Source organism: Lacrimispora struthionigena (assembly GCF_048627165.1).
Taxonomy (GTDB): Bacteria; Bacillota; Clostridia; order Lachnospirales; family Lachnospiraceae; genus Lacrimispora.
The window spans coordinates 396,363-410,678 of the sequence record NZ_JBMBWP010000001.1 but is presented as its reverse complement, the minus strand read 5'-3'; the positions used below and the strand labels follow the sequence as shown (position 1 = coordinate 410,678).

Below are 14,316 nucleotides of genomic sequence, written 5' to 3'. Positions count from 1 at the left end.
TGTTTATAATTCATTATACCATATTTCACTTTTCTTTGAAAGCAATAAAATTAATTTGTGTATTTTATACAAAAACCTTTAACTCGTTTCTATGATGTGTTTCATATATGAACTAAAACAATGATTTAATTGGTTGGTGAACCTATCCCCGTATGGTATCATGTTTTTAAGATATAAGGGCGTTTATTAAAACCTGATAAAAGCAGATGGAAAAGGGAATTACATGATTAAATTATTAATAATATCAGATGATTTTACGGGCGCACTGGATACCAGTGTCCAGTTATCAGCAAGTGGTGCAACTGCGTATGTTACCTTAGATTGTAAGTTTAATACGTCAGATTTCAGCCCTGAAACTGATGTCCTGGTGGTTGATGCCGAAACCCGTCACTTAAACCAGAAAGACGCCTATGAAGCTGTGTTTTCCATAACGGAGCACGCACGAAAAGCTGGAATTCCTTATGTATATAAAAAAACGGATTCCGTTCTTCGTGGAAATATCGGAGCAGAGCTTTCTGCTGTACTAAAAGCTGGTGGACAGAAGCGGATCCATTTTATTCCCGCTTATCCCCAGATGAACCGCACAACCAGAAAGGGAATCCACTACGCTGACAACATTCCTATTGATAAAAGCATTTTTGGAAAAGATCCCTTTGAACCTGTTTTATATTCTGACATTACACAGATTATCCGGTCCCAGACAGATATCACTTCTTTCATTATAGAAGATCCCCGACAGGACTGGAGCCAGTATGAAGGAATCCTGATTCATGATTCACAGTCAGCAGACGATCTGGAGCAGATTGCACAGAAGCTGAAAGAGAAAGGGGAAATACATCTGCTGGCTGGCTGTGCAGGCTTCGCGTCGCTGCTCCCCACCCTGACAGGGCTTTGCGGGAGCAAACCTCAAATACCGGAAATATCTCCTCATTTGCTCATCGCATGCGGCAGCATTCATCCGGTGTCTCTGGCCCAATGCAGCTATGCTGTAAGAAATGGAGCTCCTCATTACCATCTGACTCCGGAAGAAAAACTGAGTCCTTCCTGGGCAAATGGAGATTCGGCGTGCAGCCTGGTGTCTCATGTGCTTCAATCCTGTGAGGAATCACCTGTGGTTATTTTAAATGCCAACGGACCGGACGAGCCTGAGAAGACCTACGCATATGCAAAAGAAAAAGGGATTGAACTTTCACAGATCAGAGAAAATGTGGTCGCTGTAATGGCACAGCTGATCGAAGGTTTGATTGATCGTGGAGTAAACGCTACTGTTTTTCTCATGGGTGGAGATCTTCTATACCAGTTTGTAAGACAGACTGGCATAAACGTTATTTCACCTGTCTGTGAGGTTGAACAGGGTGTTGTACTCTCAGAAGTCCTCTACAAGGGAAAAAGAATTAATATCATATCAAAGTCAGGTGGTTTCGGCAGGGAATCTCTCTTTATGGATCTGTCAGACCGGTTTCAAATTTAAATCAGTGTATCCGGCAATGAAATATTGCCTTAAAAAATACAAATCAGGAGGATAAAACATGCAATACGCGAAATTACCTGGCCTGACCTGGGACGGCACTATTTACCAAAATGATGATATGGGAATTCTGGAAGCACTCCTTCCTACCGGTGGATATCCCACCGCCCATGCTCCGGCAATGCTTGAACTGCCTGACGGCGATCTGCTGTGCTGCTGGTTTGCAGGCACCTACGAAGGCAGCGCTGATATCCATATTATCTGCTCACTTCTTCCTAAAGACGGAGCAGCATGGCTTCCGCCTGTGGATATCTCCGGTGACCCTGACCGCAGTGAGCAGAACCCCTCTTTATTCTACGGTCCTGATCATGCTGTATGGGCGATGTACACCGCCCAGATGGATCGCCAGGAAGGCAAAGACAACATGCAGTATACAGCCGTAGTGCGCTGCCAGAAGAGTACGGATGGGGGCAGAACATGGGGACCCTTTGAAACAGTGTTTCCCGAAGAAGGAACCTTTTGCCGCCAGCCGATTCAGATCCTTTCATCTGGACGGTGGATTTTCGCCAACTGGCTGTGCACAGATTCGAAAGACGGGCTTTCCGGAGATCCCACCGCTTTGCGCATCTCTGATGACGAAGGAAAGACGTGGCGCATGGTGATGATACCTAAAAGCAACGGTCATGTTCATGCCAATGTCATAGAGCTGGAAAACGGACATCTGGTTGCTTTTATGCGTAACCGTGAAGCTTACCGCATTCACCGCAGTGAGTCCTTTGACTGGGGCGAGACCTGGAGCGAGCCGGCTCCCACTCCTCTTCCAAACAACAACTCCAGTATCAGTGCAGTGAAACTGCAAAGCGGACGCATTGCCATTGCCTACAACCCCACCTGCACACCCGATCCCCAGCCTGGTAAGGCTGCATGGCCTGGTCTTCGCTGCCCGGTTGCGGTTGCACTCACTGAGGATGGGGGGCTGACTTTCCCCATCATCCGCTATATGGAACGGGGTGAAGGCTACATGGGTGAGGAAAATAAAACCAATAACCGGCAGTACGAATATCCCTATCTGATGCAGTCAGCTGATGGGGCGCTCCATCTGTCCTATGCCTCCCACACCCGTGCCGGAGTGAAATACCTTCGATTCACCGAGCAGGATGTTCTGGGACAAAAGAGAGAGCGGGTTGGTCTCTATAACCCAACTGCTGCCCAGAGCCATTAATACCACAGAGAGGATTTAAAAATGCTGAAAACCTATAACATTAAAATGCCCCACGCCGTATATGGCGGAGAAAACGCCATGGAATGCATCACCACCATCTTAAAGAACCAAAAGGTGAATCGGGTTGCCATGTTTACAGATAAAGGGATCGAGGAATCTGGCCTGTTTTCCCTGCCTGAGGAAGCAGTAAAAGCTGCAGGAGCCCATTACTTTGTCCTTGATGAACTCCCTCCTGAACCGACTTATACCGCAGTTCAAAAGCTGGTAGACCAGTTTAAAGCCAGCAAAGCGGATATGATCGTAGCATGCGGCGGTGGCAGCGTCATGGACGCAGCCAAGCTGGCAAGTATCCTTGTCACCGACGAGTACGGTGTGAAGGAACTGTTAGACGATCCGGGCCGCGCACAAAAGTGCGTTCCCATTATTCTGATTCCCACCACTGCAGGTACTGGAGCAGAGGTTACCCCCAATGCCATCGTTGCCGTTCCGGAAAAGGAATTAAAGGTGGGGATCGTCAATGAGAACATGATCGCTGACTATGTGATACTGGATGCCAGAATGATCAAGAACGTGCCCCGCAAGATTGCAGCAGCTACGGGTGTAGATGCTCTGGCCCACTGCATTGAGTGCTTTACCAGCAATAAAGCAAATCCATTCAGCGATTTGTACGCACTTGAGGGTCTGGATCTGATTCTTAATAACATCATACATGCATGTGACAATTCCGAGGCAATGGAAGCAAAAAACAGGATGGAGATTGCCGCCTATTACGGCGGACTGGCTATTACTGCCTCCGGGACGACTGCCGTACACGCATTAAGCTATCCCCTTGGAGGTAAGTACCACATCCCACACGGCGTTTCCAACGCAATGTTACTGGCTCCCGTCATGGAATTCAATGAACCGGTATGCCGTGAGAAATTTGCTGCAGTTTATGACCGGTGTGTTCACACCCAGAAAAACTGCCAGACAGCGGAAGAAAAAAGTGCTTATGTGCTTGCGTGGATGGAGAAAATCGTAAAAGACTTAGAAATTCCCACCAGCTTAAAAGAGTTTGGAGTACCCGCCGAAGACTTAGACGGACTGGTAGAAGCCGGTATGCAGGTAACACGCCTTCTGGTAAACAATATGCGGGAAGTTACACCTGCTGATGCCAGGTCACTGTATGAGAAAATTATTTAATCAGAGGAGATTATTATCATGAAGAACGTCGAATTAAAAGGCATTATCCCACCAATTCTAACCCCTATGAATGCCGATGAATCCCTTAATCTGGAGGAGCTGCGTAACCAGATTGAACGAATGCTGGAGGGCGGTGTACACGGTATATTCCCATTTGGAACCAACGGAGAAGGTTATATCCTAAATGAAAAAGAAAAAATTGAAGTGCTTGAGGCTGCCATCGATCAGGTAAAACATCGTGTTCCGGTATATGCAGGTACAGGCTGTATTTCCACATCTGATACCATTCGTGTCAGCCGGAAAGCTCAGGAACTTGGGGCTGATGTGCTGTCCATTATCACGCCCAGCTTTGCTCTTGCTTCCCAAAAAGAGCTCTACGATCATTACGTGGAAATTGCAAAACATGTAGACATCCCAATTGTACTGTACAACATCCCGGCACGTACAGGCAATAAATTGCTTCCTGAGACCGTTGCAAAGCTGGCGAAAGATGTAGACCTTATTATGGGTGCCAAAGATTCCAGCGGTGACTGGGATAACTTACTTGCCTATATTAACCTTACAAAAGACTTAGATAAAGATTTCCGTGTGTTATCCGGTAATGATTCCCTTATCCTTCCCTGCCTTGAAGCAGGCGGTGCCGGCGGTATTGCCGGATGTGCCAACGTATATCCACATGTTCTTGCATCTATTTATGAGCTGTTTCAGGCCGGTAAACCGGATGAGGCCAAGGCTGCTCAGGACTCCATTGCCTCATTCCGTGCTGTATTCAAATATGGCAACCCTAATACGGTTGTTAAGAAGGCTGTTTCTCTGCTTGGCTATCCGGTAGGCGACTGCCGCCGTCCTTTTAACTATCTATGCGAGGAAGGAATTGACGCACTAAAACAGGTTTTAAAGGAAAATGCCGACAGAGGGATGTGCTGATATGAATAATCAAACGAGACCTATTATTGGAATTTCCATGGGTGATCCCTTTGGAAATGGCCCGGAGATTACGGTTCGGGCATTGGCAGATGAAAAACTCTATGAGCGCTGTAAACCTTTGATAGTAGGGGATGAAACTTCCATAAGTTACGCTTTGAAGGTGGCTGAAAAAGTTCATGGCATTCACCTGGAACTGAATGTTATCTCTTCTCCCGCTGAAGGCAGATACACCTATGGCACCATTGATCTGATGGATTTGAAACTGATACCTGCAGATGCTATTCCGGATACCTCCGGACTGAATGAACCAAAACCATTTGGCGTAGGTGCCTGTGCACTGGGTGGCGAGGCAGCCTTCCAGTATGTAGTAAAAGTGATTCAGCTGGCTATGGAGCGCCAGATTGACGCTACCGTTACCAACGCCCTTAGTAAAGAAGCCATAAACATGGCAGGTCATCATTATTCCGGTCATACCGAGATTTATGCTGATTATACGAATACACCAAAGTACACCATGATGCTGGCTCACGGGGACCTGCGGGTAGTCCATGTTTCCACTCATGTATCGTTGCGGGAAGCTTGTGATCGTGTTAAAAAAGACCGTGTTCTGGATTGCATTCGAATTGCCAACGAGGGCTGCAAAGCCCTGGGAATAAAAGAACCCAAAATCGGAGTAGCAGGGTTAAATCCCCACTGTGGTGAGAACGGCATGTTTGGCTGGGAGGAAGTCGAAGAAATCCAGCCTGCCATTGATGCAGCCATGGCTGAGGGAATTGTTATTCCGGAAAAGAAGCCCACCCCTCCCGATACCATATTTTCTAAAGCACTGGGCGGCTGGTACGATATTGTTGTCGCCATGTACCATGATCAGGGTCATATTCCCCTAAAGGTAAAAGGGTTTGTTTATAACCGTGAAGAAAAACACTGGGAAGCGGTTGAAGGTGTTAACGTGACTCTCGGACTGCCTATTATTCGTGCCAGTGTAGACCATGGAACCGGCATCGATCTTGCTGGCAGCGGCCGCTCCAGTGAGCTGAGTCTGGTCAATGCAATTGATTACGCCATCCTTATGGTTCATGCCAGAAAAGAATCCTGAAATTGATAACTTGCACCCTACTGCCAATTAATATAGCTTTATATAAGAGAGGAGTCCAAACAAATGACTATCCCAATGATTATTGCTCTTGCTATCACAATTCTCATGATTATTTTGATCATGACAGACAAACTTCCATTCGGTGCACCTCCAATACTTGCCTGTCTTCTAATGGTTCTTTTTGGCATAACCGATATCAAGACTGCTTTTGGCGGTTTTTCTAACGCTACCATTATTATGCTTGCCTCTTTCATGGCAATCGTGGCCGCTCTTCAAAAGACAAGCCTGATTGGCGCTTTCAGAAAAACAATTATGAATATGGCTAACAAAGGCGGATACAAGGCATATATCATGTTGTTTATTATCGTCATGCTGGCCAGCAGTATCTTTGGAACAGGTTCCACTGCATTCTATGTTCTTACTTTAGGTATTTTATCTACAATACAGTACTCAGACAAATTACCTCGTGGCAAGGTGATCGCTGCTGCTGGTTTCGCAGCTAACCACCCACTGATCCCGGTTAATGTTACATTACAATATGGCATTGTGATTGCTGTATTAGCGGCTGCCAAATCCGGTATTACCAGTGTTTCCTTAGCAAAATTCTCTATTGTAAATCTGATTCTTTCCCTGGCTTATGTGGCATGGGCTCTAATTGGTTATAAAGTTCTGCCCAGTAAAAATGTGGAAGATACAGAAACCGGCACAGATAAATCCAAGGATATTGTTTACGATTTACCAAAATGGAAAGAAAATGCAACCTATGCAGCCTTTATCGCAGCTGTTATCGGTATGATTCTTCAAAGTAAAGTAGGCGATGCCGGATATATGATTCCTGGTTTATCCGCAGGTCTGGTTTTAGTAATCGGTGTTCTGAATTTTGATGAAATTCGTAATAACATTGGAGCTCCAATTATTTTAATGTCAGCTGGTGTTATTGGTGTTGCTGATGCTCTTGGCGGTACCGGATTAACTGCTTTAGTTGGTGAAACGGTAGCTAATATGCTTGGAACAAATATCAATCCGTTCGTTCTTATTTTTGTATTCTGTATGTTAACAAGTGTACTTGCAACCCTTACAGGATCCACAATCGGTACTGTATATGTATTTGCGCCTATGGCGATTGCTACCTGTATGAGTCTTGGACTGAATCCGACAGCTGCCGCTGCTGCAATTGTAATTTCAGGCTGGAATGGCCATTTCTTACCAATTGACGGTATGCCAGCTATGGTAATGGGAATTGGTAAATATAAACTGACAGAGTTTTGGAAATACACGATTCCAATGTACTTTATCCGACTGCTTGCTTTAACTGCCGGAGCTTTGCTATTGTTCCCAATGTAAAATGCTAATCTACTTAAATGAGAAAGAGGTACAGTTATGAATAATAAATATGAACTGGAGCATATTGGCATAAACACTCCAAATGCGGAAGAAGCAGAAAAACTGGCGCAGCTGCTGAGTATGATGTTTAACCTGGAGCCTCGCCACGGGCAAAAGTCTGAGTTTGGAGGTCCTTATTTTGAATGCATGAAAGCTCCTTTCCTGGGTTCAAACGGTCACATTGCCATGCGTACACCGGATTTAACCTCCGCCGTTCAGGAACTGAAAGAGAAAGGTTTTTCCTTTAATATGGAGACAGCCGCATATTTTGAAGATGGAACACTGAAAAATGTCTATTTAGACGGTGAGTTTGGAGGCTTTGCCATTCATATTATGCAAAAATAACGGTTAAAAACCGCTGATCCATTGGCGAATAAAACATCGCATCTGGATCAGCGGTTTTTTATGAATCAGAGAAGCTCATGAATGTCTTTTGTCTCATGATCCTCATATTTGACTACATTGCCTTCCCATGTTCTGAATTTTACATAACCCGGACCTCTGGAAATAATATAATTGGGGAATATGGGAGTTTTGCCCTGCCCCTTGGGCGCATTGACAATAAATGTGGGAATTGCCAAACCGGAGGTGTATCCTCTTAAATATTCCATAATCTCAATGCCATCCTCAATGGATGTGTTGAAATGGGTGGTTCCCTGAACGTGTTTTGCATGAAAAATATAATAAGGCCGCACCCTGCATTTTAACAGTTCATGATTGAGCACACGCATTACAAATTTGTCGTTGTTAATACCATTTAACAAAACTGCCTGATTTCCCAGTACAATTCCTGCATCTGCAAGCCGCTCACAGGCTGCTTTTGATTCGCTTGTAATCTCCATGGGGTGATTAAAATGAGTGTTTAAATAGATGGGATGGTATTTCTTTAACATATCGCAAAGCTCTTTGGTGATTCTCTGTGGCATGGTCACGGGAATTCTGCTGCCAAGCCTTATATAATCCACATGAGGAATCTCTTTTAACTGGCTGATAATCCATTCCAGCTGCTGATCTGACAGAGTGAGCGCATCTCCCCCTGTGATAAGAACATCCCTGATTTCTTCATTCTCTCTGATGTAATGAATGGATTCTGCAATCTTGTCACGGGAATTGTGAACATCCTGTTCTCCAATGTTGCGCCGTCTCTGGCAGTGCCTGCAGTACATGGCACATTCATTGGTTACATTGATAATCAGGCGGTCCGGGTACCGTCTGGTAATACAGCCGGCTGGATTGGTATACTCTTCAGCCATAGGATCTAAATCCGTACAGCTGTCTTCCAGCTCCTTATAATTTGGGACACTCATCAGACGTATGGGATCAAAGCTGTCGTCCGGATCTGCAAGACTTAGGTAATACGGGGAAACTGCCCACCGAAATTTTTCCCCCACTTCCTGTATCAGCTGTTTCTCTTTTTCGCTGACAGGAAGAATCCGGCTTAAGCTCTCAACATCTGTGATTCTGTTTTTCAATTGCCATCTGTAATCATTCCAGTCCTCTTCCGTTGCCGAATAAATATGAAGTATTCTGTTTTTCCGTTCCTTCAGCACATCTTCTTTGCTGATACCAGTGGAAATTGATTTCCTTGCCTCAAGAAAATCTTCAATCCTCCCCTTCAGTTCATCTGCCCGCTGTAGTGATATTTGACGTTTTTTTTCTTTTTCCATATATTTATTCTCCTTTTACTTCATAAGCAACAACTTCATTATATCAAATAAGTTGTTACTACGTCAATAAAATTTATTCTGGCAAAAGAAAAAAGAAGCCTGCTTTTTATAAGCTGACCTCTTTACTTACACTAACAGATTCTTGGAAGACCTTCTCCATATAAAAGATCAATGGTTCGAAGTCCATTAAGCCTGGTTTTCATTCTGACTCCGTTTCCCTCAAGAATTGTTCCAATTATTCTGGCATTAGTTCCGTATTTACTGTTCTGCATTGCTTTTAACGCCTTTTGGGCCTGATTTCCCGGGACAACGGCTATCATCTTTCCCTCATTGGCCATATAAAGAGGATCCAGCCCCAGAATACCGCAGAAGCCTTTCACCTGGGGACTGACAGGAAGAGCCTCCTCCCAGATCTCCACACTGCATGCAGACTGCTCTGCTGCTTCATTTAATACTGTGGCAAGACCGCCTCTGGTGACATCCCGCATGCAGTGAACCCTGATCTGGCTGTCCAATAAGTTCTGGACTATGGAATTAAGCGGCGCACAATCGCTGGCGATCTGATTTTCTATCCCCATGCGGTGGGAAAGAATCGCCGCATGATGCTCTCCTAAGTTTCCCGATAAAATAATGGCATCACCTGGTTTACAGTGAGAGATACTGATACCACCTTTCTTCACTTCCCCGATTCCTGACGTATTAATAAAAACACCGCCATTTCCATCCACTACCTTGGTATCGCCTGCTACAATCCGGACTCCTGCTTCTTTTGCAGTCAAAGCCATGGTGTGGGCGATCTCCTCTATGGTTTCCAGCTCAGTCCCTTCTTCTATAATAAAGCCTGCAGTGAGATATTTGGGAACTGCCCCCATCATGGATAAATCGTTAACGGTCCCGCACACTGCCAGCTTACCAATATTTCCTCCTCTAAAAAACAAAGGAGTAACAACAAAGGAATCTGTTGTGTAGGCAATCTTTCCCTCAACAGACAGCACTGCAGCATCTTCCAGTCGGTTTAACGTTTTGTTATTGAAATGCTTTAAAAAAACCTGATTAATCAGATCACCGGTCTGCTTACCACCGCTACCATAAGACATATCAATTTTCATAGTTTCTGTCCTGCTCCTTTCGTCTGCTATTGTGAAATGGATTTGTTAGGAATTCTGATACCATATCCCGCAGGCTCCTTCCGATGATACCATACAAGGACCAATCGCATGAAGCGGCGTGCAGACCGTCTTAAACAGCGGACATTCTGCTGGATTCTTACGCCCAAGAATTACGTCTGTACATTTGCACCCTTTGGGCATTTCCTCACTAATGCCCTCAATACGGCTGCCCCCGTCAAACATCTCATATTCCTTTTTCAGCCTTAAAGCGGAATTTTCAATGATACCGATCCCCCGCCAGAAATCATCTCCCTGTTCAAAATACTCTGTAAGCAGGGCACGGGCTTTTTCATTGCCTTTTTCCTTTACTGCAGTGGCGTACATATTTTTCACTTCATATCGACCTGTTTTTAACTGCCTCATGATTTCAAAGACAGCTGCCAGAATATGCTCTCCCTCAAAGCCTGCAATGACAAACGGCTTCTTGTATTTTTCTGCAAGTTCCCGGTAGCTGTCAGCCCCCGTAATCACGCTGACATGGCCAGGGCTTAAGAATGCATCGATATTTTTTTCTCTCTCACAGATATAAGAAAGGGCTGGTACGATTGTTTTTACAGAAGTTAAAAGTTTCAGATTGGTAATATTTTTTTGCTTCATTTCCTCCATCATGAGAGCATAGATGGGGGCGGTTGTCTCAAAGCCTACAGCTGCAAACAGATACTGGATATTTTTATGTTCTCTGGCCTCCGTTAAAGCCATTAATGGAGAATACAGGATTTTCACTTTTCCTCCTGCTGCCTTTGCTTCTGTTAAGGACATACTGCTGCCTTTTACTTTCATCATATCGCCAAAGGTCAAAACACAGTGATCTTCTTTTAAGGAAAATTCTGTCAGTCGGTCGATATAAGCAGCTGAGGTAACACAAACCGGACAGCCGGGGCCGGAGATCAGTTTAATTTTAGGAGATATCATACTTCGGATTCCATTTTTAAAAATGCTGGAAGTATGGGTTCCGCATACTTCCATAATTTTCACCGGTTTCCCGTCATAAGATTTCAGTTCATCAATCACTTCCTGGATCTTCATACCTGACCTCCTGAAGTTCTGAAAAAAGGCTCAAGATATCCTCAGCCATTTCCCCGCTTATTACTTCTATGGCACAGCCTGCGTGGATCAGAACATAATCTCCGATTCCAGCATCCACAAGCTTTATATTCACATCGGTGATATTATCCATTACATTCACTCTTGCATAATCTCCCCGTATTTCTATGACTTTTCCTGGTATTGCAACGCACATGAGATTCTCTCCTTTCTTCCAGTTACGTGTTGCCTTCCTTACAATATTCCCTGCCTAAGTAGATCTGTCCAAGACTCAGTCCGCCGTCCCCCGGAGGAACAAGGCGGTTTACGTATACACGAAAACCTCTTTTCTTTAAAAGAGTAATCGTCAGTTCTGTAAGTACCGTGTTCTGAAATACGCCTCCGCTCAGTGCCACATCACTGGTATGGTGACAGCTTCTCAGCATTTCACAGATTTCTGCAATTCCTTCTGCTGCTGCATGGTGAAAGCCCAGAGCCAGCGCGCCGGTTTTCGTTCTGCCTTTGCAGTTTACTGCTGCTTCGAAAAATGGCCTGGGATCCAGTTTTAAAACACCGTCCTCTTTTGTTATCAGAAATGGCAGGGACGGAGGGTTTATATGTTCTCTTCTGGCAATTTCAGCCTCCCGTTCAAGCAGTATGGCGCATTCTCCCTCATACCTGTTCTCATGGGCAATCTGTAGGACAGATGCCGCTGCATCAAAGAGCCTGCCCATACTGGAAGTTAAAACCGTATTAATTTTTTGATCTAATGCAGCCGTTATCAGCTGCTTTCTTTCATCGGGAAAAGAACTGTCCAGACCTGCATGATGGAGATAACAGACTGCAGTCTTTTTCCCATTCCGCATGGACTGATCACCTCCAAGAATCGGGAACGGGCGCAAATGAGCAGCCCGCACAAATTCCGTTCCTTCACAAATCAAAAATTCCCCTCCCCATATGCTCCCATCGGTCCCATAGCCGGTCCCGTCAAATGCCACGCCTATTACAGGCCCTTTCAGCCCATGCTCCGCCATAACAGATGCAATATGGGCATGATGATGCTGAACCTTTATTATAGGGAGCATCAGGCTATGGGCAAAACGGGAAGAGTAATAATTGGGATGTAGGTCACAAACTGCCAGCTTTGGAGCGATGTTTAACAGGCGTGTCAGATCTTTGTAGGATTTTTTGTACTCGTCCATTACACTACATTCTTCCAAATCACCGAAATACTGGGATACAACTGCTTTCGCACCGCGGCTGAGACAGAAAGCCGCTTTCAAATCTCCTCCCGCAGCAAAAGCCTCTGCTTCCCCGGCTTTTTCTTTTTGCAGAATAACCGGATAGGGAACATATCCCCGACTCCTTCTGATGAGCTGAGGACTGCCTGCCACGATTTTAGCTACAGAATCATCTACGGATCTTACAATTCTCCTTTTATGATACAATACTCCATCAAGGTATGGATCCGAAAGAGAACACATACACTCATCTTCACGGATAATTGGCTGTCCTGATGCATTGGCACTTGTCATAATAAGGGGGCCAAGTTCTTCCGTCAGCAGATGCTGGAGGGGAGTATAGGGCAGAAACGCACCGCAGTACAGGCTTTTCTTATTGGTGGATGGAGCCATGAGGTCTTCCTGCATGGGTAGCAGTACGATGGGTCTTGCTTTGGATGTCAGAAGTATCTCTTCTTCTTTTGAAACATCACAGTACCTCTTTATTTCAGAAACAGAATGAAACATAACGGCAAAAGGCTTTTCTTCCCGTCCTTTGCATTGACGAAGCCGGACTACCGATGTCTCGAGAAAAGGCGAACACACAAGGTGATAACCTCCAATTCCCTTTACTGCCACAATTCCGCCATCTCCCAGCACCTTTATGGCTTTTTTTAAGGCCTCCCGGTCGGTAAGTTCTTCTGCCTCCTGCTGCCTGTTATCCTGGTATAAAAGATAGGGTCCGCAGTCATTACAGGAAATTGTCTGCGCATGAAACCGCCTGCTTTCAGGAGAAGTGTATTCCTTATTGCAGGCACTGCACATGGGGAAATCCTTCATAACAGTGTTGTCTCTGTCATAGGGCATTTCTTCTATTATTGTATATCTGGGACCGCACGCCATACAGCTGATAAATGGATTGCCATATCTTCTGTCCGATGGATCAGCAAGTTCTTTTAAGCATTCCGGGCAGACCGGCAAATCTGCAGGTATCATGGAAACTTCTTTTGCTTCACCGCTTGGTATGATAACAAAATTATCAAGAGCAGAGACCGGCAGATCTTCTATCTCCATATTTATAATCTCATATCTTTGATCTTTATTTTCTTTTAAATCAGATAAGAACTGATCCAGTGCTGTTTTTGATGCCTGTGCCACAATTTCCACATCACCGCCAACGTTTCGTACCCAGCCTTTCAACCCCAGTTCCCTGGCTGCACGATAAACAAGGGGTCGGAATCCAACCCCCTGTACAATACCGCAGACTTTAATTTTTACTGCTGTTTCTTTATTTTTTCCATTATCCATTCTGCTGCCTTTTCATAGCCTTCTCCGGTCTTTCCTGAGACCTTAATCACCGGAGCTGTTTTATTTAATGCCCTGACTCCCTTCATGAAAAAGTCTTCATCGAAGTCCACATAGGGCAAAAGATCACATTTGTTTAACAGAATTAAATCTGCCTTTTCAAATGCCAGGGGATATTTATAAGGCTTATCGCTTCCCTCTGTTACAGTGGATATGAGCATTTTCGCATGCTCACCAATCATAAATTCGGCAGGACAAACCAGATTTCCGATATTTTCAATAAACAGCACTCCATCACTGATATGGAGATCCTCTACCGCCTGTCCGATTAACGGAGAATCCAGATGGCAGGCTCCGCCGGTGTTGATCTGAATCGCTTTTACACCCAGGGATTGTAAGGTTTTTGTATCAAAATCCGCCTCAATATCACCTTCTATTACATAAGCGGTCACTTCTTCCAGACGTTTGATCAGCTGAATCAGAGAGGTGGTTTTTCCCGCTCCCGGCGCTCCCATCACATTGACGGCAAAAATTCCGATCTCTGTCAGGGAAGCCTGGATTTTAGCTGCAACCTGGTCATTTTTATCATAGACAGACTGCATGATTTCAATTTCTTTATTTTCTGACATGACAACCTTCCTGCCTTTCGTAAAA

General features: G+C 44.9%; 13 protein-coding genes. 7 read left to right on the top strand and 6 right to left on the bottom strand.

All coding sequences use genetic code 11. From position 1 onward, the window contains the following. Positions 1–223 precede the first annotated feature (223 nt). The 7 genes from ACOAOT_RS01900 (at position 224) to ACOAOT_RS01870 (ending at position 7,623) form a co-directional block, all read left to right on the top strand. A complete protein-coding gene (locus ACOAOT_RS01900) occupies positions 224–1,471 on the top strand; it encodes a four-carbon acid sugar kinase family protein (RefSeq protein ID WP_420215402.1) in 1,248 nt (415 codons plus the stop codon). 58 nt (positions 1,472–1,529) lie between these two features. Continuing rightward, positions 1,530–2,690 (top strand): sialidase family protein, encoded by a 1,161-nt coding sequence (locus tag ACOAOT_RS01895; protein WP_420215401.1) that lies wholly within the window; start codon positions 1,530–1,532, stop codon positions 2,688–2,690. Positions 2,691–2,711: 21 nt separating this feature from the next. Beyond that, positions 2,712–3,872 (top strand): iron-containing alcohol dehydrogenase, encoded by a 1,161-nt coding sequence (locus ACOAOT_RS01890; protein ID WP_420215400.1) that lies wholly within the window; start codon positions 2,712–2,714, stop codon positions 3,870–3,872. An 18-nt stretch (positions 3,873–3,890) separates the two neighbouring features. Beyond that, a complete protein-coding gene (dapA, locus tag ACOAOT_RS01885; RefSeq protein WP_420215399.1) occupies positions 3,891–4,799 on the top strand; it encodes a 4-hydroxy-tetrahydrodipicolinate synthase in 909 nt (302 codons plus the stop codon). Between the two features lies 1 nt (position 4,800). Continuing rightward, positions 4,801–5,895, top strand: a complete 1,095-nt coding sequence (locus ACOAOT_RS01880) for a PdxA family dehydrogenase (RefSeq protein WP_420215398.1) — start codon at positions 4,801–4,803, stop codon at positions 5,893–5,895. 63 nt (positions 5,896–5,958) lie between these two features. Continuing rightward, on the top strand, positions 5,959–7,239 hold the full coding sequence (locus ACOAOT_RS01875; RefSeq protein WP_420215396.1) for an SLC13 family permease: 1,281 nt from the start codon (positions 5,959–5,961) through the stop codon (positions 7,237–7,239). 36 nt (positions 7,240–7,275) lie between these two features. Next, the gene (locus ACOAOT_RS01870) at positions 7,276–7,623 is read left to right on the top strand and encodes a VOC family protein (protein ID WP_420215395.1); all 348 of its coding nucleotides are present in this window, start codon (positions 7,276–7,278) and stop codon (positions 7,621–7,623) included. A gap of 65 nt (positions 7,624–7,688) precedes the next feature. On the opposite strand, the gene eam is transcribed toward ACOAOT_RS01870, so the two are convergent. From eam to hypB, 6 genes are all read right to left on the bottom strand, one after another. Next, the gene (eam, locus tag ACOAOT_RS01865) at positions 7,689–8,945 is read right to left on the bottom strand and encodes a glutamate 2,3-aminomutase (RefSeq protein ID WP_420215394.1); all 1,257 of its coding nucleotides are present in this window, start codon (positions 8,943–8,945) and stop codon (positions 7,689–7,691) included. A 131-nt stretch (positions 8,946–9,076) separates the two neighbouring features. Further along, positions 9,077–10,054 (bottom strand): hydrogenase expression/formation protein HypE, encoded by a 978-nt coding sequence (hypE, locus tag ACOAOT_RS01860; protein ID WP_420215393.1) that lies wholly within the window; start codon positions 10,052–10,054, stop codon positions 9,077–9,079. Between the two features lie 45 nt (positions 10,055–10,099). Beyond that, positions 10,100–11,140 (bottom strand): hydrogenase formation protein HypD, encoded by a 1,041-nt coding sequence (gene hypD / locus ACOAOT_RS01855; RefSeq protein WP_420215392.1) that lies wholly within the window; start codon positions 11,138–11,140, stop codon positions 10,100–10,102. After that, entirely contained in the window at positions 11,118–11,354 is a 237-nt protein-coding gene (locus ACOAOT_RS01850) for a HypC/HybG/HupF family hydrogenase formation chaperone (protein WP_420215391.1), read from the bottom strand. The genes hypD and ACOAOT_RS01850 overlap by 23 nt, the downstream gene beginning before the upstream one ends. Before the next feature lie 22 nt (positions 11,355–11,376). After that, positions 11,377–13,665 carry a carbamoyltransferase HypF gene (hypF, locus tag ACOAOT_RS01845; RefSeq protein ID WP_420215390.1) on the bottom strand — a complete coding sequence of 763 codons (2,289 nt, stop codon included), beginning with the start codon at positions 13,663–13,665 and terminating at the stop codon, positions 11,377–11,379. After that, positions 13,632–14,291 (bottom strand): hydrogenase nickel incorporation protein HypB, encoded by a 660-nt coding sequence (hypB, locus tag ACOAOT_RS01840; protein WP_420215389.1) that lies wholly within the window; start codon positions 14,289–14,291, stop codon positions 13,632–13,634. The genes hypF and hypB overlap by 34 nt, the downstream gene beginning before the upstream one ends. Positions 14,292–14,316 lie beyond the last annotated feature (25 nt).